This window comes from Streptomyces griseus (assembly GCF_900460065.1).
Taxonomy (GTDB): domain Bacteria; phylum Actinomycetota; class Actinomycetes; order Streptomycetales; family Streptomycetaceae; genus Streptomyces; species Streptomyces griseus.
In genome coordinates this window covers 29,207-53,629 of record NZ_UAVD01000007.1, presented here as the reverse complement: position 1 = coordinate 53,629, position 24,423 = coordinate 29,207, and the positions used below count along the sequence as shown (strand labels likewise).

At 73.3% G+C, this 24,423-nt stretch carries 24 protein-coding genes; 14 read left to right on the top strand and 10 right to left on the bottom strand.

The genetic code is table 11. The features are described from left to right. Positions 1 to 169 precede the first annotated feature (169 nt). Positions 170 to 1,126: a DeoR/GlpR family DNA-binding transcription regulator gene (locus DTB53_RS04030; protein ID WP_003966754.1), complete on the top strand. Its 957-nt coding sequence runs from the start codon at positions 170 to 172 to the stop codon at positions 1,124 to 1,126. 34 nt (positions 1,127 to 1,160) lie between these two features. On the opposite strand, the gene DTB53_RS04025 is transcribed toward DTB53_RS04030, so the two are convergent. Both DTB53_RS04025 and DTB53_RS04020 read right to left on the bottom strand, forming a co-directional pair. After that, on the bottom strand, positions 1,161 to 1,703 hold the full coding sequence (locus tag DTB53_RS04025; RefSeq protein ID WP_443030999.1) for a TetR/AcrR family transcriptional regulator: 543 nt from the start codon (positions 1,701 to 1,703) through the stop codon (positions 1,161 to 1,163). Between the two features lie 196 nt (positions 1,704 to 1,899). Beyond that, entirely contained in the window at positions 1,900 to 3,654 is a 1,755-nt protein-coding gene (locus DTB53_RS04020; protein WP_003966752.1) for an acetyl/propionyl/methylcrotonyl-CoA carboxylase subunit alpha, read from the bottom strand. 354 nt (positions 3,655 to 4,008) lie between these two features. Here DTB53_RS04020 and DTB53_RS04015 point away from each other — a divergent pair, with 354 nt between their 5' ends. After that, positions 4,009 to 4,455: a hypothetical protein gene (locus tag DTB53_RS04015; protein WP_042496297.1), complete on the top strand. Its 447-nt coding sequence runs from the start codon at positions 4,009 to 4,011 to the stop codon at positions 4,453 to 4,455. A 24-nt stretch (positions 4,456 to 4,479) separates the two neighbouring features. On the opposite strand, the gene DTB53_RS04010 is transcribed toward DTB53_RS04015, so the two are convergent. The 4 genes from DTB53_RS04010 to DTB53_RS04000 all read right to left on the bottom strand — a co-directional run bounded on the left by DTB53_RS04010 (position 4,480) and on the right by DTB53_RS04000 (position 7,180). Continuing rightward, positions 4,480 to 5,091, bottom strand: a complete 612-nt coding sequence (locus tag DTB53_RS04010) for a Maf family protein (protein WP_003966750.1) — start codon at positions 5,089 to 5,091, stop codon at positions 4,480 to 4,482. Positions 5,092 to 5,133: 42 nt separating this feature from the next. Then, complete coding sequence (gene mmpB, locus DTB53_RS37260; RefSeq protein ID WP_012379330.1) at positions 5,134 to 5,262, bottom strand: morphogenic membrane protein MmpB; 129 nt, start codon at positions 5,260 to 5,262, stop codon at positions 5,134 to 5,136. Between the two features lie 89 nt (positions 5,263 to 5,351). Beyond that, on the bottom strand, positions 5,352 to 5,558 hold the full coding sequence (locus tag DTB53_RS04005) for an acyl-CoA carboxylase epsilon subunit (protein ID WP_003966748.1): 207 nt from the start codon (positions 5,556 to 5,558) through the stop codon (positions 5,352 to 5,354). A gap of 41 nt (positions 5,559 to 5,599) precedes the next feature. Next, positions 5,600 to 7,180 (bottom strand): acyl-CoA carboxylase subunit beta, encoded by a 1,581-nt coding sequence (locus DTB53_RS04000; RefSeq protein ID WP_003966747.1) that lies wholly within the window; start codon positions 7,178 to 7,180, stop codon positions 5,600 to 5,602. Positions 7,181 to 7,335: 155 nt separating this feature from the next. On the opposite strand from DTB53_RS04000, the gene DTB53_RS03995 reads away from it, so the two are divergent. The 5 genes from DTB53_RS03995 to hutH all read left to right on the top strand — a co-directional run bounded on the left by DTB53_RS03995 (position 7,336) and on the right by hutH (position 13,483). Next, positions 7,336 to 8,205 (top strand): biotin--[acetyl-CoA-carboxylase] ligase, encoded by an 870-nt coding sequence (locus tag DTB53_RS03995; protein WP_003966746.1) that lies wholly within the window; start codon positions 7,336 to 7,338, stop codon positions 8,203 to 8,205. A 179-nt stretch (positions 8,206 to 8,384) separates the two neighbouring features. After that, positions 8,385 to 9,584: an adenylate/guanylate cyclase domain-containing protein gene (locus tag DTB53_RS03990; RefSeq protein ID WP_012379329.1), complete on the top strand. Its 1,200-nt coding sequence runs from the start codon at positions 8,385 to 8,387 to the stop codon at positions 9,582 to 9,584. A 170-nt stretch (positions 9,585 to 9,754) separates the two neighbouring features. Continuing rightward, positions 9,755 to 10,567, top strand: a complete 813-nt coding sequence (locus tag DTB53_RS03985; protein ID WP_012379328.1) for an enoyl-CoA hydratase/isomerase family protein — start codon at positions 9,755 to 9,757, stop codon at positions 10,565 to 10,567. A 103-nt stretch (positions 10,568 to 10,670) separates the two neighbouring features. Continuing rightward, entirely contained in the window at positions 10,671 to 11,825 is a 1,155-nt protein-coding gene (locus DTB53_RS03980; RefSeq protein ID WP_042496293.1) for a GGDEF domain-containing protein, read from the top strand. Positions 11,826 to 11,932: 107 nt separating this feature from the next. After that, positions 11,933 to 13,483, top strand: a complete 1,551-nt coding sequence (gene hutH / locus DTB53_RS03975; RefSeq protein ID WP_003966742.1) for a histidine ammonia-lyase — start codon at positions 11,933 to 11,935, stop codon at positions 13,481 to 13,483. Between the two features lie 69 nt (positions 13,484 to 13,552). Here the strand turns inward: hutH and DTB53_RS03970 are convergent, their stop codons facing one another. Next, positions 13,553 to 13,867, bottom strand: a complete 315-nt coding sequence (locus DTB53_RS03970) for a hypothetical protein (protein WP_003966741.1) — start codon at positions 13,865 to 13,867, stop codon at positions 13,553 to 13,555. Positions 13,868 to 13,974: 107 nt separating this feature from the next. Here DTB53_RS03970 and DTB53_RS03965 point away from each other — a divergent pair, with 107 nt between their 5' ends. The 3 genes from DTB53_RS03965 to DTB53_RS03955 all read left to right on the top strand — a co-directional run bounded on the left by DTB53_RS03965 (position 13,975) and on the right by DTB53_RS03955 (position 17,834). Continuing rightward, the gene (locus DTB53_RS03965; RefSeq protein WP_012379326.1) at positions 13,975 to 14,424 is read left to right on the top strand and encodes a hypothetical protein; all 450 of its coding nucleotides are present in this window, start codon (positions 13,975 to 13,977) and stop codon (positions 14,422 to 14,424) included. 235 nt (positions 14,425 to 14,659) lie between these two features. Then, positions 14,660 to 15,928 (top strand): L,D-transpeptidase, encoded by a 1,269-nt coding sequence (locus DTB53_RS03960; RefSeq protein ID WP_042496290.1) that lies wholly within the window; start codon positions 14,660 to 14,662, stop codon positions 15,926 to 15,928. 361 nt (positions 15,929 to 16,289) lie between these two features. Then, a complete protein-coding gene (locus tag DTB53_RS03955; RefSeq protein WP_042496288.1) occupies positions 16,290 to 17,834 on the top strand; it encodes an alpha/beta hydrolase in 1,545 nt (514 codons plus the stop codon). 198 nt (positions 17,835 to 18,032) lie between these two features. Here DTB53_RS03955 and DTB53_RS03950 read toward each other — a convergent pair whose 3' ends face one another. Then, entirely contained in the window at positions 18,033 to 18,482 is a 450-nt protein-coding gene (locus tag DTB53_RS03950) for an RDD family protein (protein ID WP_042496285.1), read from the bottom strand. 664 nt (positions 18,483 to 19,146) lie between these two features. Between DTB53_RS03950 and DTB53_RS03940 the strand changes: the two genes are divergently transcribed. The 3 genes from DTB53_RS03940 (at position 19,147) to DTB53_RS03930 (ending at position 22,009) form a co-directional block, all read left to right on the top strand. Further along, positions 19,147 to 19,329, top strand: a complete 183-nt coding sequence (locus DTB53_RS03940) for a hypothetical protein (RefSeq protein ID WP_003966736.1) — start codon at positions 19,147 to 19,149, stop codon at positions 19,327 to 19,329. Between the two features lie 327 nt (positions 19,330 to 19,656). Beyond that, on the top strand, positions 19,657 to 21,045 hold the full coding sequence (gene gdhA, locus DTB53_RS03935; RefSeq protein WP_003966735.1) for an NADP-specific glutamate dehydrogenase: 1,389 nt from the start codon (positions 19,657 to 19,659) through the stop codon (positions 21,043 to 21,045). 505 nt (positions 21,046 to 21,550) lie between these two features. After that, the gene (locus tag DTB53_RS03930) at positions 21,551 to 22,009 is read left to right on the top strand and encodes a helix-turn-helix domain-containing protein (protein WP_172595243.1); all 459 of its coding nucleotides are present in this window, start codon (positions 21,551 to 21,553) and stop codon (positions 22,007 to 22,009) included. Positions 22,010 to 22,104: 95 nt separating this feature from the next. Here DTB53_RS03930 and DTB53_RS03925 read toward each other — a convergent pair whose 3' ends face one another. Next, positions 22,105 to 23,049 (bottom strand): alpha/beta fold hydrolase, encoded by a 945-nt coding sequence (locus tag DTB53_RS03925; RefSeq protein ID WP_012379321.1) that lies wholly within the window; start codon positions 23,047 to 23,049, stop codon positions 22,105 to 22,107. A gap of 104 nt (positions 23,050 to 23,153) precedes the next feature. On the opposite strand from DTB53_RS03925, the gene DTB53_RS03920 reads away from it, so the two are divergent. Continuing rightward, the gene (locus DTB53_RS03920) at positions 23,154 to 23,867 is read left to right on the top strand and encodes a TetR/AcrR family transcriptional regulator (RefSeq protein ID WP_012379320.1); all 714 of its coding nucleotides are present in this window, start codon (positions 23,154 to 23,156) and stop codon (positions 23,865 to 23,867) included. An 84-nt stretch (positions 23,868 to 23,951) separates the two neighbouring features. Here DTB53_RS03920 and DTB53_RS03915 read toward each other — a convergent pair whose 3' ends face one another. Then, entirely contained in the window at positions 23,952 to 24,167 is a 216-nt protein-coding gene (locus DTB53_RS03915) for a hypothetical protein (protein WP_012379319.1), read from the bottom strand. Positions 24,168 to 24,423 lie beyond the last annotated feature (256 nt).

Genomic DNA, 24,423 nt, shown 5'->3' with positions numbered 1-24,423 from the left:
ATCTCACCGCAACCGGGCGGCAGTCCGGGCGGCGCGGCGACCGCCCGACGATCACTCCCGGACAACAAAGGGGTCTCCTATACCACTTGGAGACCCCTTTGAAGTACAACTTCTGTTATTCGGCGCAAAGTGCTGAAAACCCACCGACAGTCAGGTTACTGTCAGTTCCGTGTTCGCTGCAGAACGTCGTCAGTTGATCCTCGAAATGGTGCGCGCCAACGGGGCGGTATCGCTCCGTGAGCTCGCCCGCGTCGTCCAGACCTCCGAAGTGACCGTACGGCGGGACGTGCGGGCGCTGGAGGCAGAAGGACTCCTCGACCGCCGGCACGGCGGTGCGGTCTTGCCGGGCGGTTTTACGCGGGAGTCCGGCTTTCCGCAGAAATCCCATCTCTCCACCGCGGAGAAGACGGCCATCGCCGACCTGGCCGCAGGCCTCGTCGGCGAGGGCGAGGCCATCGTGGTCGGCGCCGGCACGACCACGCAGGAGCTGGCCCGCCGGCTCGCGCGGGTCCCCGGGCTGACCGTCGTCACCAACTCCCTGCTGGTGGCCCAGGCGTTGGCCCACGCCAACCGGGTCGAAGTCGTCATGACCGGCGGCACCCTGCGCGGGAGCAACTACGCGCTGGTGGGCAGCGGGGCCGAGCAGTCCCTCCAGGGGCTGCGGGTCTCCCGGGCCTTCCTCTCCGGGAGCGGCCTCACGGCGGAGCGCGGCCTGTCCACCTCCAACATGCTCTCGGCCAGTGTGGACCGGGCTCTCGTGCAGGCCGCCGCGGAGGTGGTCGTCCTGGCGGACCACACCAAGCTCGGCTCGGACACCATGTTCCAGACGGTGCCCACCGAGCTGATCACCCGCCTGGTGACCGACGAGCCCCCGCTCCACGACGAGCGGGCCGCCGCCGAGCTCCAGTCCCTGGCGGACCAGGGCGTGGAGATCACGGTGGCCGGTCCGGACGCGTCCGGCGGGGACGGCCCCTCGCCGGGGCGTCAGCCCCGCCGGGACATGCCGCTCCCCGGCCAGCGGCGTACGCAGAACGGCGGTCTCGGGCCGCAGCTCCGCTCCGCGTCCGCCCTGGCGGACGTGCCGGGCGAGCAGCGGGCCAGGGTGGCGGACCTGCGACGGCGGTAGGCCCGCCTCGGGGCGGAGCCCCGAAGGGGCCTCGCTACTTCAGCCCGCGCAGCGTCAGCCGCAGCAGGCGCTCCGCCAACTCCGGGTCGTCGGGCGACTGCTCGGCCGCCAGCGCGATCGCGTTGGTGAGCTGGAGCAGGTCGTCGATCGAGACGTCCGCCCGCACCGACCCGCTCTCCTGGGCCCGGCGCAGCAGCCCCGCGCCCGCCTCCCGGAGCGGCAGATGGCACTGGACGAGCGCGGAGGTCCCGTCGCGCGAGGCGGACATCAGGCCGTGGGCCAGGCCGCGGTACTCACCCGCATGAGTGACGATCGCGCCCAGCCAGTCGACCAGCGCCCGGCACGGGGCCTCCGCCGCCGCCAGCTCCCGGGAGCGGTCCAGGAGTGAGCTCAGGGCGTCCTGGAAGACCGCGTTCATCAGGGCGTCCCGGTTCGGGAAGTGCCGGTAGAGGGTGCCGATGCCCACTCCCGCCCGGCGGGCGATGTCCTCCAGCGACGCGTCCGTGCCGTGCTCGGCGAAGGACCTGCGGGCCTCGCCCACCAGCCGGTCGTGGTTCCGGCGCGCGTCCGCGCGCATCGGCCGGACCGGTGGTCGTGCCGTGCTCGTCTCCATCGGGATCGCCCCTGCCATGGCTTCCGCCCCTCCCTCGGTCCTCGGACCGTCCGTGGGTTCCAGGATGCCACTGTGACGAAGGGGCGGTGCCACGGTGACGAAGGGGCCCGGCCCGCGTCATCACGACGCGGACCGGGCCCCTTCGGGGTGCGGCGGCCGGTCAGTCCTTGATCTCGCAGATCAGGGCGCCGGAGGAGACGGAGGCGCCGACCTCGGCGGTGAGGCTCTTGACGGTGCCGGAGCGGTGCGCGTTGAGCGGCTGCTCCATCTTCATGGCTTCCAGGACGACGACGAGGTCGCCCTCCTTGACCTCCTGGCCCTCCTCCACCGCGATCTTGACGATGGTGCCCTGCATGGGCGAGGCGAGGCTGTCGCCCGAGGCGGCCGAACCGGCCTTCTTCGTGGCGCGGCGCTTGGGCTTCGCGCCGGCGGCGAGGCCGGTGCGGGCCAGCGACATGCCCAGCGAGGACGGCAGCGACACCTCCAGGCGCTTGCCGCCGACCTCGACGACGACGGTCTCCCGGCCGGCCTCGTCGTCCGCGTCCGCCTCGGCGGGGGCGGCGAAGGGCTTGATGTCGTTGACGAACTCGGTCTCGATCCACCGGGTGTGGACGGTGAACGGGTCCGCGGTGAACGCGGGGTCCGCGACGACGGCACGGTGGAAGGGGATGGCGGTGGCCATGCCCTCGACCCGGAACTCCGCCAGCGCCCGGGCGGCGCGCTGGAGCGCCTGCTGCCGGGTCGCGCCGGTCACGATGAGCTTGGCGAGCAGCGAGTCCCAGGCCGGGCCGATGACCGAGCCGGACTCGACGCCCGCGTCCAGGCGGACGCCGGGGCCGGTCGGCGGGGCGAAGGCGGTGACGGTGCCGGGGGCCGGCAGGAAGCCGCGGCCCGGGTCCTCGCCGTTGATACGGAACTCGAAGGAGTGACCGCGCACCGCGGGGTCGCCGTAGCCGAGCTCCTCGCCGTCGGCGATGCGGAACATCTCGCGTACGAGGTCGATGCCCGTGACCTCCTCGGTGACGGGGTGCTCGACCTGGAGGCGGGTGTTGACCTCCAGGAAGGAGATCGTGCCGTCGACGCCGACGAGGAACTCGACCGTGCCCGCGCCGACGTAGCCGGCCTCCTTGAGGATCGCCTTGGACGCCGCGTACAGCTCGTCGTTCTGCGCCTGCGTCAGGAAGGGGGCCGGGGCCTCCTCCACGAGCTTCTGGTGGCGGCGCTGGAGCGAGCAGTCACGGGTGGAGACGACGACCACGTTGCCGTGCTGGTCGGCCAGGCACTGGGTCTCCACGTGGCGCGGCTTGTCGAGGTAGCGCTCGACGAAGCACTCGCCCCGGCCGAACGCCGCGACGGCCTCGCGGACCGCGGAGTCGTACAGCTCCGGGATCTCCTCCAGGGTGCGGGCCACCTTCAGGCCGCGACCGCCGCCGCCGAAGGCGGCCTTGATCGCGATCGGCAGACCGTTCTGCTCGGCGAACGCGACGACCTCGTCGGACCCGGAGACCGGGTCCGGGGTGCCGGCCACCAGCGGGGCGCCCGCGCGCTGGGCGATGTGCCGGGCGGCCACCTTGTCGCCGAGGTCGCGGATGGCCTGCGGCGGCGGGCCGATCCAGGTCAGCCCGGCGTCCAGGACGGCCTGGGCGAACTCCGCGTTCTCCGACAGGAATCCGTACCCGGGGTGGATCGCGTCCGCCCCCGAGTCCTTGGCGGCCTGCAGCACCTTGGCCATGTCCAGATAGCTGGCGGCCGGGGTGTCACCGCCCAGGGCGAACGCCTCGTCTGCGGCCCGGACATGCAGCGCGTCCCGGTCCGGCTCGGCGTAGACCGCGACACTCGCGATCCCCGCGTCCCGGCACGCCCGAGCAACGCGGACAGCGATTTCGCCACGGTTGGCGATGAGCACCTTGCGCACGATGACTCCCTCCTCGAAACAAGCTGAGTTTAGGGACTACCGACACGGCTGTACGACCCGTCCCCATTGGTGAGCTTGCCCACACGGAGTGTGATCCGAGGCTTGCCCCAGTAGTGGAATCCCTTGTGGCACCACGGTACGCCGCGATCCTCAACCGCACAGTAACCAGCCGGTGTGGTGCAGGTCTCTGTCTTTAGGGTCAACGCCTCACAGCATTTCTTTGTGGGGTCCCTACGAACGCTCGATGAATTCTTTGCCCGGCGTACGGGCCCGTCCGACCCCTTGTCCGAAGGAATACCCATGAGTAGGGTCCGCGCTACTCACGTACTGCAGGTAACAGGGGGTGGATCGGTCATGCGCAGACCGGTGGCGATAGTGACCGGGCTCGTACTGTTCGGGGAGGCGGTGGGCATCGTGCTCATCAACGCCGTCCTGGCCACGGTCGCCGAGAACCAGAACATGTCACTCGCCGGCCTGGACCCGGACGCCATGTCCACCGGCACCTGGGTGATGGGCGGCGTCTTCGGACTGCTGCTGGTCCTGTGCGGGCTGATCGCCCTGCTGGCCGGGGTCCGCGACCGTGCCTTGGGACGCTTCGGGCGCATCACCCTGATCGGCTGCTCGGTCGTCCACGGCGTCCTCGGCGCCGTGACCGTGGGCCTGGTGGGCTGGGGCGCCTTCGCGTTCATGATGCTCGTGCTGGCCCTGCTGGTGCTCACCCTGCTGGCGTACGGGCCCGAGCCCCGGGCCGGGGAGGGCGTCGGGGACGGGGCGGGCCCGGCGGAGGCCCGGGCGGTCTGAACCCGCACCGAGCCGCGCCGCTGCTCAGACCCACAGCTCCGTGACGGAGACGTCCAGCTCGCCCAGCAGCCGGCGCAGCAGCGGCAGCGAGAGCCCGATGACATTGCCGTGGTCGCCCTCGATGGAGTCGACGAACGGCGCCGAGCGGCCGTCCAGCGTGAACGCCCCGGCGACGTGGAGCGGTTCGCCCGAGGCCACGTAGGCGGCGACCTCGGCGTCGCTCGGCTCGCCGAACCGTACGACCGTGGACGCGGTCGCCGAGGCCGTGCGGCCGGAGGCGGTGTCGATCACGCTGTGCCCGGTCCGCAGGACGCCCGACCGGCCGCGCATCGACGTCCAGCGGGCGGTGGCCTCCTCGGCGTCGGCCGGCTTGCCCAGCGCCTCGCCGTCCAGCTCCAGCACCGAGTCGCAGCCGATGACCAGGGCGCCCGCCGCCTCGGGGCGCTCCGCGACGGCAGCCGCCTTGGCCCGGGCCAGGACGAGCGCCAGCTCGGCGGGGGTCGGTGCGCTCAGGGCGTCCTCGTCCACCCCGCTGACGATCACCTCGGGGCCGAATCCGGCCTGGCGCAGCAGGCCGAGGCGGGCGGGGGAGGCGGAGGCGAGCACGAGGCGGCGCTGATCAGTCATGCGGGCCATCGTAGAAGGGCCCGCCGGCGCCGCGGAGCCGCGGGGACCGCCTCAGCGGATGCCGAGGGCGAACATCGCCACCAGCATCGCCAGCGCCAGCACGACGCCCGCTCTGCGCATCATGGCCTGGGCGTCGCGCAGTTCCTTCGGCGGCTTGTTCTCGGGGTCGGACCACAGCATGCTCCCGATCCTGCTGGGCCGTCCGTTCCTACGCCTGAGTACGGGTACTCAAAGCCGCCCCCGTCCGGGCGGGGGCGGCTTCGCGCGCCTCAGGCCGGCCAGTACGTCCGCGCCCAGGCCCGGGGGCCCGGCCGCAGGCTGCCCGTACGGGCGATGCGCCCGGGATCGGACCACTGCTCGGGCGGCAGGGGCGCGCCGGAGGGGACGGCGGACGCCGCCGCGGCGCGCGCCCGGACCACCGCCAGGGCGGCGGCCAGCTCCTCGGGGGTGGGGTTGCCCCGTACGACCTTGATCATGGGCAGACCTTTCTGCGAGCGGCTGGGGAGGGGGACACGGCCTAGAGGGGGATGTTCCCGTGCTTCTTCGGGGGGAGGGATTCCCGCTTCGTACGGAGCTGACGCAGCCCCTTGACGATGTGGGCCCGGGTGTCGGACGGCATGATCACCGCGTCGACGTAGCCGCGCTCGGCCGCCACGTACGGGTTGAGCAGCGCGTCCTCGTAGTCCGCCATCAGCTCGGCCCGCGTCGCGTCCGGGTCGTCGGCGGCGGCGATGGTGCGGCGGTGCAGGATGTTCACCGCGCCCTGCGCGCCCATGACGGCGACCTGCGCGGTCGGCCAGGCCAGGTTCAGGTCGGCGCCCAGGTGCTTGGAGCCCATCACGTCGTACGCGCCGCCGAAGGCCTTGCGGGTGATGACGGTGATCAGCGGGACCGTCGCCTCCGCGTAGGCGTAGATCAGCTTGGCGCCGCGCCGGATGATGCCGCCGTACTCCTGGTCCACGCCGGGCAGGAAGCCCGGCACGTCCACGAAGGTGATGACGGGGACGTTGAACGCGTCGCAGGTGCGGACGAAGCGTGCCGCCTTCTCGCTGGCGTTGATGTCCAGGCAGCCGGCGAACTGCATCGGCTGGTTGGCGACGATGCCGACCGGGTGGCCCTCGACCCGGCCGAACCCGGTGATGATGTTCGGCGCGAACAGGGCCTGGGTCTCCAGGAACTCGCCGTCGTCCAGCACGTGCTCGATCGCGGTGTGCATGTCGTACGGCTGGTTGGCCGAGTCCGGGATGAGCGTGTCCAGCTCGCGGTCCTCGTCGGTGGTGGCGAGGTCCGCCTCCTCCGGGAAGACCGGGGCCTCGGAGAGGTTGTTCGACGGGAGGTACGACAGCAGCGACTTGACGTACTCGATGGCGTCCTTCTCGTCGCCCGCCATGTGGTGCGCCACCCCGGAGGTGGTGTTGTGCGTCCGGGCGCCGCCCAGCTCCTCGAAGCCGACGTCCTCGCCGGTGACCGTCTTGATGACGTCGGGACCGGTGATGAACATGTGCGAGGTCTGGTCGACCATCACCGTGAAGTCGGTGATCGCGGGGGAGTAGACCGCGCCGCCCGCGCACGGGCCGACGATCAGCGAGATCTGCGGGATCACCCCGGAGGCGTGCACGTTGCGGCGGAAGATCTCGGCGAACAGCCCGAGCGCGACGACGCCTTCCTGGATCCGCGCGCCGCCGCCGTCGTTGATGCCGATGACCGGGCAGCCGGTCTTCAGCGCGAAGTCCATGACCTTGACGATCTTCTCGCCGTAGACCTCGCCGAGCGAACCGCCGAAGATGGTGAAGTCCTGCGAGTACACGCAGACCGGGCGGCCGTCGACCGTGCCGTAGCCGGTGACGACACCGTCCCCGTACGGGCGGTTCTTCTCGATGCCGAAGTTGGTGGAGCGGTGCCGGGCGAACTCGTCGAGCTCCACGAAGGAGCCCTCGTCCAGCAGCAGCTCGACCCGCTCACGGGCCGTCAGCTTGCCCTTGGCGTGCTGCTTCTCGACCGCGCGGGCCGAACCGGCGTGCGTCGCTTCGTCGATGCGGCGCGTCAGGTCCGCGAGCTTGCCCGCGGTGGTGTGGATGTCGCTTAGCGGCTCGGACATCGGGGGGCGGCTCCCTGCCTGGTCACGGGGACGACGTCTGGCACCGGTCACGGGGGGACGGCCAGTCGTCAGTCCGGCTCTGGCTACTGACTCGTAGGGTATCGGCGCGCCTCCGGAAAGGCAGTGCGTCCTTTGCCACACCTAGGCTGGGTTGCATGACACCACCGGATGCGCCACACAACCGCTGGTCGGACCTCGACCGGCCGCCCCTCAACGTGACCGCGCTGCGGCGCGGGCTGCTGCGGCCGGACGGGCTGTGGACGTCGCTGGAGGTCGTGGAGTCCACCGGGTCCACCAACACCGACCTCGCCGAACGGGCCCGCGGCGGGGCGGCCGGCGAGGGCGCGGTGCTGATCGCCGAGGAGCAGACCGCGGGGCGCGGACGGCTGGAGCGGACCTGGACGGCACCGCCCCGCTCCGGGCTGTTCCTCTCGGTCCACCTGGAGCCCGGCGACATCCCCGTGGAGCGGTGGGGGTGGGTGCCGCTGCTGGTCGGCGTCGCCGCCGCGACCGGGCTCGCGAAGTCGGCGGGTGTCGACATGTCGCTGAAGTGGCCCAACGACCTGCTGGTCTCCGTGGGCGGGGAGGAACGCAAGACGGGCGGCATCCTCGGCGAGTTCGCCGGGAACGGCATCGTCGTCGGCCTGGGGGTCAACGTCACGCTCCGCGCGGACGAGCTGCCCGCGCCCACCGCCGGGTCACTGGCGCTCGCCGGTGCGGTCTCCACCGACCGCGAGACCCTGCTGCGCGCCGTCCTGCGCTCGTTGGAGGACTGGTACGGCCGCTGGAGGGCGGCGGACGGCGACGCGGCCGCGAGCGGGCTCCAGGCGGCCTACGCGGCGGGGTGCGCGACGCTGGACCGGACCGTGCGGGCGGAGCTGCCGGGAGGAACGTCCCTGGTCGGCGAGGCGGTCGCGATCGACGGCGACGGGCGTCTCGTCCTCTCCGCCGAGGACGGGCTCCGGCGTCCGGTGTCGGCCGGGGACATCGTCCACCTGCGCGGCGCGGCCGGCGGCCTGACCTGATCGGCCGTACGTCCCCCGGCGGGCGTACCGGTGGATACCGCGTATGCCTGAGATGTCACGCGCGACGCACCGATGACGGACAACCAAGGACGTGAGCTGGGGCACACCTGCCGTATCGTTGAGGCGATCCAGCGACAGATCGGCAGGGCAGTGCGCAGGGAACGGGCAGGAGGCGGCTGGTGACCGTCGGCGACACGACGTCCGGCTCGGGTGAGGAGCCCGCGGCGGACTCCTCGGTCCACGCCACACCCCACCACGAGGTCGACCACACGGTGGAGCCGACCGACGACCCCCTCGCCATCCGCCTCGAAGCGCTGATCCTGGGGGCGGACCGGCGCTACACGCCCTTCCAGGCGGCCCGCACCGCCGGGGTCTCCATGGACCTGGCCTCCCGGTTCTGGCGGGCCATGGGCTTCGCCGACATCGGCCAGGCCAAGGCGCTGACCGAGGCCGACGTCCTCGCCCTGCGGCGGCTCGCCGGTCTGGTGGAAGCGGGGCTGCTCAGCGAGCCGATGGCGATCCAGGTCGCCCGCTCCACCGGGCAGACCACCGCCCGGCTGGCCGAGTGGCAGATCGACTCGTTCCTGGAGGGGCTGACCGAGCCGCCCGAGCCCGGCATGACCCGCACCGAGGTCACGTATCCGCTGGTCGAGCTGTTGCTCCCGGAGCTCCAGGAGTTCCTCGTCTACGTGTGGCGGCGCCAGCTCGCCGCCGCCACCGGCCGGGTGGTGCAGGCGGCGGACGACGAGGAGATGGTCGACCGGCGGCTCGCCGTCGGCTTCGCCGACCTGGTCGGCTTCACCCGGCTGACCCGGCGCCTGGAGGAGGAGGAGCTCGGCGAGCTGGTCGAGTCCTTCGAGACGACCGCCGCTGACCTGGTCGCCGCCCACGGCGGCCGGCTCATCAAGACCCTCGGCGACGAGGTCCTCTTCGCCGCCGACGACGCGGGCACCGCGGCCGAGATAGCGCTCCGGCTGATCGAGGCCATGTCCCAGGACGAGACGATGCCCGCCCTGCGCGTCGGCATCGCCTTCGGCACGGTCACCACCCGCATGGGCGATGTCTTCGGCACCACGGTGAACCTCGCCAGCCGGCTCACCTCGATAGCTCCGAAGGACGCCGTCCTGGTCGACGGGGCGTTCGCCAAGGAGCTGGTCCGGCACGGTGAGGCCCCGGAGTCCGAGGCGCAGGCCGCCGAGGCGGTCGCCGCCGCCGCCGAACGGGTCCGGCTCGCCGAGAAGGAGGGCCGCGAGCCCGACGACGAGCCGCCGCTGCCGACGTACCGCTTCGGGCTCCAGCCGATGTGGCAGCGCCCGGTGCGCGGGCTCGGCGTGGTGGAGCCCTGGCTGCTGGCCCGGCGGGGGAAGACCGGCTCCTGAGCGCGGTCCGGCCCGGCGTCGGGACCGGGGCGTCCGGCCTCCGCCGCCGCGCCCGCGTCCGGGGCGTCACGTGCCCGTCCGCGTCCCGCCCTGTCGGGGCCGGGGGCGGCCTGTCTAGGATCCAAGGCGGTAACGCTCGTTAACAGGCCGTCCATGACAGGGGTGCAGCCATGACCGTCACGTCCGAGCAGCGGTACGGGGAGTTCGTCGTCGTACGACGGCACGAGGGGCAGGACCACGTCGCCGAGCTGGTCCTCGACCGGCCCAAGGCCATGAACGCCGTCTCCACCGACATGGCCCGCTCGATCGCCGCCGCCTGCGACGCGCTCGGCGCCGACCGGGACGTCCGGGCCACCGTGCTGACCTCCAGCCACGAGCGGGCCTTCTGCGTGGGCGCGGACCTCAAGGAGCGCAACTCCTTCACCGACGCCGACCTCGTCCGCCAGCGGCCCACCGCCCGCGCCGCCTACACCGGGGTCCTGGAGCTGCCGATGCCGGTGATCGCCGCCGTGCACGGCTTCGCCCTCGGCGGCGGCTTCGAACTCGCCCTCGCCTGCGATGTGATCGTCGCCGACGCCACCGCCGTGGTCGGGCTGCCCGAGGTGTCCGTGGGCGTCATCCCGGGCGGCGGCGGTACGCAGCTGCTGCCGCGCCGGGTGGGTGCGGCGCGCGCCGCCGAGCTGGTGTTCAGCGCCCGCCGCGTCGAGGCCGCCGAGGCCCGCGAACTGGGGCTGGTCGACGAGCTGGTCGAGGCGGGCCGGGACCGGGAGGAGGCCCTCGCGCTGGGCGCCCGGATCGCCGCCAACTCGCCGGTCGGGCTGCGGGCGGCCAAGAAGGCGCTCCGGCTGGGCCAGGGGCTCGATCTGCGGGCGGGCCTGGAGGTCGAGGACGCGGCCTGGCGGTCGGTGGCCTTCTCCGGCGACCGGGCGGAGGGGGTGGCCGCGTTCAACGAGAAGCGGCGTCCGGACTGGCCCGGCGAGTGACGACCCGCGTCCGTCACGCAGGGTGACTTCCCGGCGTGGAATAGTTGAAACTCGTTACGCATCAAAGTGATCAAAAGGGGGCAAATCTGCATAGGCTGGGAAAATGGGTGGTGATGACGTACGGCTGCGGGCCGTGGTCGCGCTTGCGCAGGCCATGGCCGCGGCCTACACCCCGCGCGATGCGTGGCGGGCGGCGGCGCTGGGCGCCTGTGAGGCGCTGAGCGGCAGTTTCGCCGCGCTCTCCGTGTGGGAGCGGGACCGGGGCAGGCTGCGGGTGCTGGTGAACGCCGGGCAACGGGCCGAGGGGGAGGAGGAGTTCCCCGAGGAGGAGGCCTACCCGGTCCACCAGTTCCCGGAGATCACCGAGTTCCTGCACGAGCGCTGGGCCGGCGGCGGCGAGCCCGACGCCTGGGTGGAGACCGCCGACGGGCAGCCCGGCGCGGGCGGTCCGGCGCGCGGCGCCCGCCCGTACTGCCACCAGCGGGTCGCGGCCCTCCGGCGGCGCGGCCGGGGCTGCTGCGTGGTCGCGCCGATCGTGCTGCACGGCCGGGCGTGGGGTGAGCTGTACGTGGCGCGGCAGGCCGGACAGCCCGTCTTCGACCGGGCCGACGCGGACTTCGCGACCGTCCTCGCCGCCGTCGTGGCCTCCGGGATCGCCCAGACCGAGCGCCTGGAGGAGGTCCGCAAGCTGGCCTTCACCGATCCGCTGACCGGTCTGGCGAACCGCCGGGCGGTCGACGTCCGGCTCGACGAGGCCATGGAGCGCCACCGTGTCGACGCCACGGTCGTCAGCCTCGTCGTCTGCGATCTGAACGGCCTCAAGGCGGTGAACGACACCCATGGCCACGCCGTCGGCGACCGCCTGCTGGAACGTTTCGGCTCGGTGCTCTCCCTGTGCGGGGCGATGCTGCCCGAGGCGCTGGCGGCCCGGCTGGGCGGCGATGAGTTCTGCCTGCTGACGGCGGGGCCCCCGGCCGACGCGGTGGTCGGCGTCGCCACCGAGCTGTGCGACCGGGCGGCGGTGATCGAGCTGGGCGACGGGGTCGCCTGCGGGGTCGCCTCCACCGGCGACCCGATCGGCCCGGTGCGCTCGGCCCGGCGGCTGTTCCGGCTCGCGGACGCCGCCCAGTACCGGGCCAAGGCGGCCCGCGCGCCGGGCCCCGTGGTGGCCGGGCGGGACGGCGAGGTCGTCCGGCTCGCGGACTCCCCGCCGAAGTCCGCGCACGACCGGCGCAGACTGCGCGGCAACCGGCCGTGAGCCGGGGTGCGCCCGTGCCGTCGCCGTCGCGGGGCGCCCCCTCCCGTAAGGGGCCCACCGCGGCACCACTAGTGACATGAAGGCTTTCACTACGTACGCTGCTGAATATGGATATGCACACTGTTGTGGTGGGGACGTCCGGAACCACCGCCGAGGACGTCGTCGCCGTGGCCCGCCACGGCGCCCGGGTCGAGCTCTCCGCCGCCGCCGTGGAAGCCCTGGCCGCCGCCCGTCTCATCGTGGACGCCCTCGCCGCCAAACCCGAGCCGGTCTACGGTGTCTCCACCGGCTTCGGCGCCCTCGCCAGCCGCCACATCGGCACGGAACTGCGGGCGCAGCTCCAGCGCAACATCGTCCGCTCGCACGCGGCCGGCATGGGCCCGCGCGTCGAGCGCGAGGTCGTCCGCGCGCTGATGTTCCTCCGGCTGAAGACGGTCGCCTCGGGGCACACCGGCGTACGCCCCGAGGTCGCGCAGACCATGGCCGACGTGCTGAACGCGGGCATCACGCCCGTCGTCCACGAATACGGCTCGCTCGGCTGCTCCGGCGACCTCGCCCCGCTCTCGCACTGCGCGCTCACCCTGATGGGCGAGGGCGAAGCGGAGGGGCCCGACGGCACCGTCCGCCCGGCCGGGGAACTCCTCGCCGCGCACGGCATCGCCCCGGTCGAGCTCCGCGAGAAGGAGGGCCTGGCCCTCCTCAACGGCACCGACGGCATGCTCGGCATGCTGGTCATGGCCCTCGCCGACCTGAGGAACCTCTACACCTCGGCCGACATCACCGCGGCCCTGTCCCTGGAGGCGCTCCTCGGTACGGACAAGGTCCTCGCCCCCGAGCTGCACGCCATCCGCCCGCACCCCGGACAGGGCGTCAGCGCCGACAACATGTCGCGGGTGCTGGCCGGTTCGGGGCTGACGGGCCATCACCAGGACGACGCCCCCCGGGTCCAGGACGCCTATTCGGTGCGCTGCGCGCCCCAGGTCAACGGCGCGGGCCGCGACACCCTCGACCACGCCGCCCTCGTCGCGGGCCGCGAACTGGCCTCCTCCGTCGACAATCCCGTGGTCCTCCCCGACGGACGCGTCGAGTCCAACGGGAACTTCCACGGGGCGCCCGTCGCGTACGTCCTGGACTTCCTCGCGATCGTCGCCGCCGACCTCGGCTCGATCTGCGAGCGCCGCACCGACCGGCTGCTCGACAAGAACCGCTCGCACGGCCTGCCGCCGTTCCTCGCGGACGACGCCGGGGTCGACTCGGGCCTGATGATCGCCCAGTACACCCAGGCCGCCCTGGTCAGCGAGATGAAGCGGCTCGCGGTCCCCGCCTCCGCCGACTCCATCCCGTCCTCCGCGATGCAGGAGGACCACGTCTCCATGGGATGGTCCGCCGCCCGCAAACTCCGTACGGCCGTGGACAACCTGGCCCGGATCGTCGCCGTCGAGCTGTACGCGGCGACCCGCGCCATCGAGCTCCGCGCCGCCGAGGGCCTCACCCCGGCCCCCGCCTCGGAGGCCGTCGTGGCCGCGCTGCGGGCCGCCGGCGCCGAGGGCCCGGGCCCGGACCGCTTCCTCGCGCCGGACCTGGCCGCCGCCGACACGTTCGTACGGGAGGGGCGCCTGGTCGCGGCCGTGGAGCCCGTCACGGGGCCGCTGGCCTGAGCCGGTCCCGGACCCGCGAAAGAGGCCCCGTGCCGTGGCGCGGGGCCTCTCGCGTACGCACGGGACCGCTCAGAGCGCCGGGCGCGCCCCGGATCCGGAGCGGCGCACGGAGTAGGTGACGAAGCCTGCGCCGAGGCCCAACAGGGCTGTGCCGCCGATGAGATACGGGGTCGTGTCCGGGCCGGGCCCGGTGTCCGCGAGGAGCGCGCCGGAGGCGTCGTCGGGGCTCCCGGCGGGCCGTTCGGCGGCTCGGGCGGACGCGGCGGCCGGGGCGCCCTGATCGCCGTGCTCACCGGTCGCGTTGGCCGACGGGACGAACCAGAGAGCGGCCAGCAGCGTGCCTGCGGCGGTGGCGGTCAGCAGTGTGCGACGAGTGACGGACACAGATTCGATCCCCTTGCGACAACCATGAGTTAGCCCCGTGGGCCGATGCTAAGCAAAGCAGCGGGTCGGTGGAAAGTCGCGGCCTCGCCGGGCCTTACGCTCCGGCCATGAGCACAGAAGAGACATCCAGGTTTGTTCGACTTCGCGTGGAGATGGTGCTGGAGATCACCGACCTCGACGCCCTCACCGGCACCGCCCTCGAATCCATCGCCGCCGAATACGGGGAGCCCGTCGCGGCGGTCGCCGGGAGCGACACCGCCGAGGAGCGGATGCATGCCGAGGCCACGGTCCGGGCAGACGGAGCGGAGGCCCTCGCCTCGCTGGTCGACCCCTTCGACCTGGTCAGCGAGGTGCCCGGGGTCGAGCTGGCCCAGGCCTCCTGGAGCAGCGAGAGCGTCGAGTACGACCCCGACGCGGAGGGCTGGGACGACGCGGACGACGGCGAGGAGGACCTCTTCCTGCCGCTGGACGAGGGTGACGAGGAGGGGCACGGCGACGCGGTCGCGCACAATGGGAAGAACGACGGCGAGGACGGTGACCCCGCGCAGCGGGTGTGACGCGTGAGAACACCGGCCCCGGCCCCGCCCACCGGCGGACCGGGGCCGCGCCGGGCGCCGACGGAAACCGGGGCCCGGCCGCGGGAACCACCGCTGCCGGGGCCGCGTCGATGAGTGGTGTTCCCCACATCCGTCCTGGATGTGGAACGGACCACCCTTTCCGGGTGTTCTTGGAACATTGACGGGGAAGGCCGCCTGGCGGTCCCGTCCGGGGATTTTGGGGAAATCGGCAACGATGGAGAAGCGTGTGATGACGGACAGCAAGCGGCGCAAGGGCCTCATGGCCGTGTCCGCACTGCTCGGCGGCGTGCTGGTGCTTTCGGCCTGTACCGACGACGGCGACAAGGGTGGCAAGGCGAACACCGGCACCTCGGAGTCGTCGCAGCAGGACGTCGACAAGGCGGCGGCCGCGGACGCCTCCGAGGCGCAGATAGCGATCAAGCCGAAGAACGGCGCGACCAACGCCAGCATCAACAACGCTGCCCAGGTCACCGTCGCCAAGGGCAAGCTGACCAAGGTCGTCATGACCACCGCGGACGGCACCCCGGTCGAGGGCACGCTGGCGGCCGACGGCTCCAGCTGGAAGCCCGCGGACCAGCTGGAGCGGTCCACCACGTACAAGATCGACGCCACGGCGGCCGACTCGAAGGGCCGCGAGGCCCACGAGAACAGCTCCTTCACCACCGTCTCGCCCGACAACAGCTTCATCGGGAACTTCACCCCCGAGGACGGCTCCACCGTCGGTGTCGGGATGCCCGTCTCGATCAACTTCAACAAGGCGATCACGGACAAGAAGGCCGTCCAGGCCGGCATCACCGTGACCTCCAGCAGCGGCCAGGAAGTCGTCGGCCACTGGTTCAACTCCCAGCGCCTGGACCTGCGCCCGGAGAGCTACTGGCAGGGCGGCTCCACCGTCACCCTGAAGCTGGCCCTCGACGGCGTCGAGGGAGCGGACGGCGTCTTCGGCGTCCAGCAGAAGACCGTGACCTTCAAGGTCGGCCGCAACCAGGTCTCCACCGTCGACGTGAAGTCCAAGACCATGACCGTCGCCCGCGACGGCAAGACGATCAAGACCATCCCGATCTCCGCGGGCTCGCCGGAGAACCCCACGTACAACGGTCAGATGGTGATCTCCGAGAAGCACAAGGAGACCCGGATGAACGGCGCCACCGTCGGCTTCACCGATGACGACGGCAAGGGCGAGTACGACATCAAGGACGTGCCGCACGCCATGCGCCTGTCCACGTCGGGCACCTTCATCCACGGCAACTACTGGGGCAAGGGCATCTTCGGCAACGCCAACACCAGCCACGGCTGCGTGGGCCTCGCCGACGTGAAGGGCGCGAACGACTCCAGCGCACCCGGCGCCTGGTTCTACGACAACTCCCTCGTCGGCGACGTGGTCATCGTCAAGAACTCCCCGGACAAGACCATCACCCCGGACAACGGCCTCAACGGCTGGAACATGAGCTGGGCCGAGTGGACGGCCGGCTCCCAGGCCTGATCCGACCGCCGCGTCCCCTCGGCACCACCCCCGTCCCCGCCCGAAGGCGGCGGCCCCGGAAGCCCCGGGTCCGCCGCCTTCGGCGTCTTCGGCGCCCGGGACGGGGCCGCTCTGGCCACCGGCGAGGCGCACGGCGCGGAACGGCCTCCCCGGACGGGAGCGGCCCTGCTGACCGACCCCTGGGGCGGCCCGACCGGCCCCTGGCGGCCCCGCGGGCCCACCCCGAGCGGCCCCGCGCCCGTCCATGAGAAACCCCTGAAAGAGGCGCCACGGCGGCGACAGCGCACCTAGCGTGACGGCGTGCGCCCCGGGCCCGAATCCGCTTGCCCGGAACAACCGCTCTCTTTCACGAGGAGAATGCATGCCGTTCAGGGGGAGAGCCGCACTGCGGCACCTCGCCGCGCGGGGCACGGCCATGGCCGCGGGAGCCGTCATGGTCGTCACCGCCGGCCTGGCCGCCGCTCCCGTGGTCCAGGCGTCGCCGCCGCCCGCCACCGAGCCGCTGCGATGGGCACCGTGCGAGGCCGCGACGAAGCCGGGCGCCGAGTGCGCCACCCTCTCGGTGCCGGTCGACTGGGCCCGCCCCGACGGGCCCCGACTCGACCTGGCCGTGGCTCGCCGCCAGGCCACCACCGGACCCGGCACCCGCGTCGGCTCGATGGTGTTCGGCCCCGGCGGCCCGGGCGACTCGGGTGTGGCGATGGTGGTCGGCAACATCGGGCGGTTCAGCCCCGAGGTCCGCCGCGGTTTCGACATCGTCAGCTTCGACCCGCGCGGGGTGGGCGGCAGCACCCCGGTGACCTGCTCCGCCGACCTGCTTGCCGCGCGGCCCTCACCGGAGCTGGGAAGCCAGGCCGACTTCGAGGCGACCCTGGCGTACAACAAGCGGCTCCGCGCCGATTGCCGGGCCCGCACCGGTCCGGTGTTCGACCACCTCGACACCGCGCAGACGGTCCGGGACCTGGACGCGCTCCGGGCCGCCCTCGGCGAACGGAAGCTGACCTTCCACGGGAGCTCGTACGGCACGCTGCTCGGGGCGCAGTACGCCGAGACCTACCCGCGCCGCGTACGTGCGATGGTGCTGGAGAGCGTCATGGACCACAGCGTCCCGACCACCCGTGAGTTCCTGCGGTCCGAGGCCGCCACGGCACAGAACTCCTTCGAGGAGTTCGTGAAGTGGTGCGACGCCGCCGCCACCTGCGCGCTGCGGGGCCGCGACGTCCGCGCCGTCTGGCAGGGCCTGTTGGACCGGGCCGGGCGGGGTGAGCTGGAGAACCCCGCGAAGCCGGGCACCGCGCTGTCCTCCTCGGACCTGGTCAACAGGGTCGCGTTCCGGAGGTTCTACGCGGCCGACCACGCGGGTCTCGCCACGGAGATCGCGCGCATGCACGCGAGCGAGCCGCTGCCCGCGTCGCCCACCTCGACGGCGCCGCTGCCCTCCGCCACCCCGGTCTTCTGCTCCGACTGGCGCCTGCCGGTGCGCGACCACCGGGAGTACGCCTCGCTCGTCTCCCTCATGAACAGGACCGCGCCCGACCTGCCCTACCTGCTTCCGATCCACATGACGGCCGCGTGCCTGGGCGCGCCGACCGCCAACCCGCAGCACCGCCTGCGCGTGACCGGAGCCCCGCCGATTCTGCTGTCCAACGCGCTGCACGACCCCGCCACCGGGTACGCCTGGGCGGTCTCGGTGGCCCGGCAACTGGGCCGCGGCGGCGTGCTCCTCACCTACGAGGGCCATGGCCACGGCAGCGTCACCAGCGGCCCGTGCATGCGCGACGCGGTGGACGGCTACCTCACGGAGCTCGTGGTTCCACCCCGGGGCACGAGCTGCCCCGCGGTGTCCCCCGACCGCTCGCCGCCCCGGCCCTCCGGTCCGGCGGAACCGGCCGGAAAGCGGCGGTGACGGCACGCCGCGCTCCCGGGACCCGCTTCGTGGAACGCTCCGGCGGGTGTCTCACCGGGCACCCTGGATGACTTCGCGCCGCCTGGGCGCCACCGCAGCCCTGTACGCCGTCTTCGTCTGCGGCCGGTACCTCGGCCAGCCCCTTCCCCCGTCGGCTGCGAGGAGGAGACGACGGCCTCTTCGTCCGGCCCGGCGGGCTCAGCCCGTACGCCCCCGCATCGCCGCCCGGTACGACCGCAGATCGCTGCGCCGGACCTGGCGCAGCCCCGCGAGATCCTCGGGCGTTTCGGCGCGGCGGCGGGCCGGGGCCCGGTCGGGGGCGTCGGCCTCCGAGCGGCGGAGCCGGTGCCAGGGCTGGCGCGGCAGCCAGAGGAGCCCGTACAGCCAGCGCCGCACCAGCAGGCGGAATCCCGGCCTCCCGGCGTCGGGCAGCCGGATCACCCGGACCCCCATGATCAGCTTTCCGGCGCTCGCCCGGACGGCCATCGTCAGCAGCACCTGGTTGGCGAACGACAGGGTGACCAACTGGACGACCAGCAGCGCGACCGCGTGCCCCGTCCCGCCCGAGTTCAGGCAGGACCGCACGAGGAGCCCGACGGCCAGCAGGCACAGGTAGCTGTCGAGGCCGACGGCCAGGTAGCGCCGCATGTCGCCCGTGCCCCGGGGAACGCGCGGCTGCCCCCGGGGCGTTGGGGCGGGATACGCCGAGCGGGCGTACGCCGGATACGCCGCCCGGGGAAGCGCGTCCCCGGGCGACGGCCGGCCCGCCGCGGTGGGCGCGGCCGGCCGGGGCCGAGCGGCTCCGCTCCCGGCACGGCGCACTCCGTACAGCGCCCGTAATGCGTCAGGAGGCTGCCCTCGCCGACGCCCCCGCGGCTTCGTCATGGGGGCATCATGACTGATCGTCAGTCGGGGTGTCCCAGTTCCTGACGGGTAACACCGGTGCCCTGACCTTGTTTTCACCGGACCATTACCCGTTGCCCCGTTGCCCCGTTGCCCCGTTGCCCCGTTGCCCCGTTGCCCCGTTGCCCTCTGGCCCTCTGGCCCTCTGGCCCTCTTGCCCCCTTGCCTCCGTCGGTCGTGGCGCGCACGCCTCCCCTCCCCGTTGCCTCCGCTCCGGCCGTGCCGCGCGTGCCTCCCCTCCCGGTGGTCCGGTCCCCGGACCCGCCCGCCCCGGTCCGTGCCTGCACCCCGCTCCCCGTCTCGGGGTACAGCCCGCTGCACCCCGAGACGGGGGTCCGCTCTCTCCTCGCGGCGCGCGCGGGCCGACAGGCTGGACGCATCACCGACCGACCACGGAGGCATCGCCGTCATGAAGTCCCTGCTCTGGCTCGTCCTGTCCGCCGCGCTCGTCGCCAACGTCTTCCTCAGCTTCGCGGTCGACAGAAACGGCCTCGAAATCGCCCTGAGCGTCGTCTCGGGCGTGGTCGTCCTCGCCTCCGGGGCCGGGCTCTGGATGCTGCGGGGCTCCCGCGAGAGCCGATCCGGAACGTGACCTTCGCCACTCGGAGGGGTCGGGCGGGGGAGCGGGCCCGAGTCGCCCGGGACCCCGGTCCCGGGCCTGGTCAGGGCCCTGCGCTGCGGGCGGGGCGCTGATCAAAAGGGCTGATCATGGCCAATATGTGGATGGTCCTCGAAGATCATCGGGCTGCGCGGGAGAATCGGACCGTACGACGGTTCCGCACCTCACCCCGGCGGGCATCGGCCGCGCGGTCCTCCCGGGAGGGAGCCCCGGGCTCCGGCGGGGGAGAGGCGGACCGGTGGCGCTCCCCGGGGCGGGGGCGTCGACGCGCACGAGCCGACCACGGAAGGTCTTGATCAGATGCCGGTCATCCCCGACTCGCCCGACTCCACCCGCACGCACGATGCCGCGGACCGCGTCATCGAGCCGCTCTACGCCGAGATCCTGCGCCGCAACCAGGGTGAGCAGGAGTTCCACCAGGCGGTCCGCGAGGTCCTGGAGACGCTCGGGCCGGTGCTGATCCGACGCCCCGAGTTCATCGACGCGCGGATCATCGAGCGCATATGCGAGCCCGAGCGCCAGCTGATCTTCCGGGTGCCGTGGTCGGACGACTCCGGCGACATCCACGTCAACCGCGGTTTCCGGGTGGAGTTCTCCAGCTCGCTCGGCCCCTACAAGGGCGGGCTGCGTTTCCACCCCTCGGTCAACCTCGGCATCGTGAAGTTCCTGGGCTTCGAGCAGATCTTCAAGAACGCCCTCACCGGCATGCCTATCGGCGGCGGCAAGGGCGGCTCGGACTTCGACCCCAAGGGGCGGTCCGACGCCGAGATCATGCGGTTCTGCCAGTCCTTCATGACCGAACTCCACCGTCATCTCGGGGAGTACACCGACGTTCCGGCCGGTGACATCGGCGTGGGCGGCCGGGAGATCGGCTACCTCTTCGGCCAGTACAAGCGGATCACCAACCGCTACGAGTCCGGCGTCCTCACCGGCAAGGGCCTCGGCTGGGGCGGCGCGCAGGCCCGTACGGAGGCCACCGGCTACGGCACGGTCCTGTTCACCGCCGAGATGCTGCGCAGCCGGGGCGAGTCGCTGGACGGCCAGACCGTCGCCGTCTCCGGTTCCGGCAACGTGGCCATCTACGCGGTGGAGAAGGCCCAGCAGCTCGGCGCGACCGTGGTGACCTGCTCGGACTCCAGCGGCTACGTCGTCGACGAGAAGGGCATCGACCTGGCCCTCCTCAAGGAGATCAAGGAGGCGGGCCGGGGCCGGGTCTCGGAGTACGCGGAACGGCGCGGCGCGCACGCCCGGTTCGTTCCCGGTACGGGGGTGTGGTCGGTCCCCGTGGACGTGGCCCTGCCCTGTGCCACGCAGAACGAACTCCACGAGGCGGACGCGCTGGCCCTCGTGCGCAACGGGGTCAAGGCGGTCGCGGAGGGCGCCAACATGCCCACCACCCCGGAGGCGGTCCGGGTGTTCCAGGAGGCGGGCGTCGCCTTCGCCCCCGGCAAGGCGGCCAACGCGGGCGGGGTCGCGACGAGCGCGCTGGAGATGCAGCAGAACGCGTCCCGGGACTCGTGGACCTTCTCCCACACGGAGGAGCGGCTCGCCGAGATCATGCGGCACATCCACGACTCCTGCTACACGACCGCCGAGCGGTACGGCAGCCCCGGCAACTACGTGGTGGGCGCGAACATCGCGGGCTTCGAGCTGGTCGCGGACGCGATGCTGGCCCAGGGTCTGATCTGACCGTACGGGGCGGGGCGCCGGCGCCGATGGGGCCGCCGCCGGAACCGCTGCCCCGCGCGGGGGAGGCTGCCGGACGCGGTCTCCCCCGGGCGGGGGAGCGGGTTGGCTCGCGCGGGGGATTCCGCGTCGTGCCCGCTCCGCGAGGGTGGAGTCATGACGCTGAGGACTCCGTACCGGCCCCCGCCCGTCGATGGCACCGAGCGGCCCGTTCCGCTCTGGGCGCTGCGCCTGGCCCGCGCGCTTCCCCTGATCCTGCTGCCGGCGTGGCTGTGGCGACGCCGTGAGTCACCCCGCCGCCCGCCCGCGGCCCATCACCATCGCCCTCGCGATCGCCCACTGCCGGCGTCGAACCGCCGCCGTCGCCGGGTGAGCGCCCATGGCCTCCCCGGCCCGGACCCTCGTCGGGAGCATGCCGCCCGTCACGCGGCTTCGCCGTCAGCAGATCCGCCCGGAGCGCAACGCCCGACCGGTGCCGGGGCGTCCCCGCGCTCCTACTCTGGGGACGGTGAGCATCCGAGCGACGAACCAGGCCGACGTGATCCCTCTGCGCCCGCTCCCGGCGGCTGTCCCGGCTCTCCCCCGGGAGCCGCTCTGGCGCGCCCTCGTGGGGGAGGTGCTGCGCCGCGAACGCCAGGCCCAGGGGCGGACGTTGAAAGACGTCGCCGAGGCGGCCCGGATCTCCATGCCGTATCTCTCCGAGGTGGAGCGGGGCCTCAAGGAGGCCTCGTCGGAGGTGCTGGCCGCCGCGGCCCAGGCGCTCGGCCTGAGCCTCGCCGACGTCCTGGCGCTCGCGGGGGAGCGGCTGGTCAGCCTCACGGCCGCGCGGTCCCGGTCGCGTTCGCTCGGGCCGGGCGCGGCCGGCGGACGCCGGTCCGTACGGCCCGCCGGGCCTGCGGGGCCGACGGGTTCCGCCGGCGCGACGCGCCCGTCGGGACCGATGGGTGGCGTGCTGCTGGCCGCCTGAGCCGAGTTGGCGTCACGCGGGTCCCTCGGGCCCGGGGCGTGACAGGGGCACCTGCCCCCGGGGGCCTGCGCGGTCGTTCGAGCCGGGCGAGGGTGTCACGCGGGACCCTCGGGCCCGGGAAGCCCGTCACGGGCGGTCGTCGATCCGGGGGCCCGGTCCGCGAGTGCCCGCAGCTCGGCGGCGACGGCGGTGTGCCGCTCGCGCGGGATGTCGTGGCCGACACCGGGCTGGAGGACGAGCCGGGCGCCGTGGATCGCCGCGGCGGTGGCCCGGCCCGCCGAGGGCTTGAGCAGGGGGTCGTCCGTGCCGTGCAGCACCAGCGCGGGGACGCGCAGTTCGGCGAGGGAAGGGCCGCTCCAGGGCGCCCCGATCTGGCGGGACTGGGCGTCCGGGTCGGCGATGCCGGTGTCCACGTCGGCGGTGATCCGCTCCAGGGCCTCCGCCTCGTCGAACGGGTAGCCGGGGGAGGCGACGAGCCGGGCTACGGCGAGCCCGGCCGCGATCCGCTCCTCCCGGTCCCGGGCGGGCTTGACGCGGGCGAACTTCGCGAGCGTGCCGAGTCGCAGATGGCGGAACGCGCCCAGGCCGCCGACGTCGCTGGGGAGCGCGGCGGACGAGGTGAGCGTGCGCACCCGGCCGGGGTGGCGCAGGGCGACGCGCTGGGCGACGACGCCGCCCAACGAGTGCCCGAAGAGGTGTGCCGACTGCCAGCCCAGCGCGTCCATGACGGCGACGGCGTCGTCGGCCATGTCCTCGGCGGTGTAGGCCGCACCGCGGCCGGCGGCCAGGGCGGTGAAGGGGTTGCCCCGCGCGGCGCGCTTCGGCAGCCGGGTGGACTCGCCCGCGTCCCGCTGGTCGTAGCGGGCGACGGCGAATCCGGCGTCGGCGAAGGCCGCGCACAGCTCCCCGGGCCACCAGTGCCGGGAGACCGCGAGACCCATCACCAGGAGCAGCGGCTCGCCGTCCGCGCCTTCCCGGAGCCGGTCGTGGGCGAGCTCGACCGCACCGTTGCGGGCGAAGCGGCGTTCGGTCCAGGTCATGGGGGCTCCTCCGGTGGGCGAAAATACTGCGAACGATGTTCGCAGTATTAGACTACAGCCAGTTCCGGACCCCGTTCGGGGGCCTTGAGGGAAGGTGGCGGACCGTGGCCGATCGCGAGACCCGGCCGACGACCGTCTGGTCACGCCCCCAGCGGGGTGCGCGCGGCCCCGCACCCGAACGGAGTCGCACCCAGATCACGGCGGCGGCCCTGGCCCTCGCCGACGCGGAGGGACTGGCGGCCGTGTCGATGCGCGCGCTCGCGCAGCGGCTGGGCACGGGGCCCGCCTCGCTCTACCGCTACGTGGGGAGCCGGGACGAGCTGCTGGACCTCATGGCGGACGCGGTCGCGGGCGAGCTGGACCTCTCCGGGTCCTCCGGCGGAGACTGGCTGGACGCCCTCGTCCACCTGGCCCTCCAGTCCCGGGACGCGCATGTCCGGCACCCTTGGCTGGCCGATCTGAACGACCGGCGCGGCGAGGTGCTGGGCCCGCACGCCATCGACTACCTCGACCACGCGCTCGGGATCCTGGCCCCCGCGCCCGGCACCGCCGGGCAGAAGCTGGAGGCCGTCGGGCTCCTCGGCGGCTTGGCCGTACTCTTCGCCCGCCGCGCGAACGGTGCGGCGGGCGGCGCGGCGCACGGCGGCGACCCGGCCGCCCGGGCGGCCCACCTGGCCGCCGTCGCCGCCGAGGGCCGCCACCCGCACCTGCTCGCAGCCCTCACCTCGGCCGGCCCGCCCCCGGCGGACCGGGACGCCCTGTTCGTCACGCTGCTGCGGCGGCTGCTCCCGGCGATGCTCGACCAGGGGGCGGCGTAGGCCCTGTCGTCAGACTGCCGCCTGCCCCGCGCGCCCTCGCGCCCGCCCCCCCGCACGATCTCAGGCCCGCCCCCTCGCACGGCCTCAGCGGCGGAAGGTCGAGTCGTTGAGCAGGTACGCGGTGAGCACGGTGGTCGTGCGGGCATGGCTGCGCGCCTTGCGGAGCAGGCTGAGACGGCGTCCGGCGTCCGCCGGGAGGTCCGCCGCCTGCAGGAGGCAGAGGGTCGTGAGCAGCCCGCTGAGCTGGGCGCGGGCCAGCGGATCGGGCGGTGCGGGGGCGGTCTGGGCCAAGTCCGCCAAGAGGGCTTCGATCTGATGTCTCGCTGAGACTCCGTGCTGCGGTTCCACGGGTTCAGTCATCGTGTCGCCTCTCCGGGGGGCGGTGGGTGGGCGTCGTGCGCGAACCACAAGAGCCTGAGTCGGCGGGGTGCTCGACACCAGGCGGTCGGGCGGCAGTTTTCCGGCGGTTCCGGCAGGGCCGGGGCAGGTTTCCCGTACCACCGGCAAGGGCAGCGGAGTTGGCGCCGATCTCCTTGTGGGGCTTCTTCGGCGCTGA

Excerpts from the sequence above, each read along its gene's own strand:
- DTB53_RS04025 (WP_443030999.1), bottom strand. The coding sequence starts at position 1,703 with ATGCGCGCGGACGCGCGCCGGAACCACGACCGGCTGGTGGGCGAGGCC.
- DTB53_RS04015 (WP_042496297.1), top strand. The coding sequence starts at position 4,009 with ATGCGCAGACCGGTGGCGATAGTGACCGGGCTCGTACTGTTCGGGGAG.
- DTB53_RS04010 (WP_003966750.1), bottom strand. The coding sequence starts at position 5,091 with ATGGCCCGCATGACTGATCAGCGCCGCCTCGTGCTCGCCTCCGCCTCC.
- mmpB (WP_012379330.1), bottom strand. The coding sequence starts at position 5,262 with ATGCTGTGGTCCGACCCCGAGAACAAGCCGCCGAAGGAACTGCGCGAC.
- DTB53_RS04005 (WP_003966748.1), bottom strand. The coding sequence starts at position 5,558 with ATGATCAAGGTCGTACGGGGCAACCCCACCCCCGAGGAGCTGGCCGCC.
- DTB53_RS04000 (WP_003966747.1), bottom strand. The coding sequence starts at position 7,180 with ATGTCCGAGCCGCTAAGCGACATCCACACCACCGCGGGCAAGCTCGCG.
- DTB53_RS03995 (WP_003966746.1), top strand. The coding sequence starts at position 7,336 with ATGACACCACCGGATGCGCCACACAACCGCTGGTCGGACCTCGACCGG.
- DTB53_RS03985 (WP_012379328.1), top strand. The coding sequence starts at position 9,755 with ATGACCGTCACGTCCGAGCAGCGGTACGGGGAGTTCGTCGTCGTACGA.
- DTB53_RS03980 (WP_042496293.1), top strand. The coding sequence starts at position 10,671 with ATGGGTGGTGATGACGTACGGCTGCGGGCCGTGGTCGCGCTTGCGCAG.
- hutH (WP_003966742.1), top strand. The coding sequence starts at position 11,933 with ATGGATATGCACACTGTTGTGGTGGGGACGTCCGGAACCACCGCCGAG.
- DTB53_RS03965 (WP_012379326.1), top strand. The coding sequence starts at position 13,975 with ATGAGCACAGAAGAGACATCCAGGTTTGTTCGACTTCGCGTGGAGATG.
- DTB53_RS03960 (WP_042496290.1), top strand. The coding sequence starts at position 14,660 with ATGGAGAAGCGTGTGATGACGGACAGCAAGCGGCGCAAGGGCCTCATG.
- DTB53_RS03955 (WP_042496288.1), top strand. The coding sequence starts at position 16,290 with ATGCCGTTCAGGGGGAGAGCCGCACTGCGGCACCTCGCCGCGCGGGGC.
- DTB53_RS03950 (WP_042496285.1), bottom strand. The coding sequence starts at position 18,482 with ATGCGGCGCTACCTGGCCGTCGGCCTCGACAGCTACCTGTGCCTGCTG.
- DTB53_RS03940 (WP_003966736.1), top strand. The coding sequence starts at position 19,147 with ATGAAGTCCCTGCTCTGGCTCGTCCTGTCCGCCGCGCTCGTCGCCAAC.
- gdhA (WP_003966735.1), top strand. The coding sequence starts at position 19,657 with ATGCCGGTCATCCCCGACTCGCCCGACTCCACCCGCACGCACGATGCC.
- DTB53_RS03925 (WP_012379321.1), bottom strand. The coding sequence starts at position 23,049 with ATGACCTGGACCGAACGCCGCTTCGCCCGCAACGGTGCGGTCGAGCTC.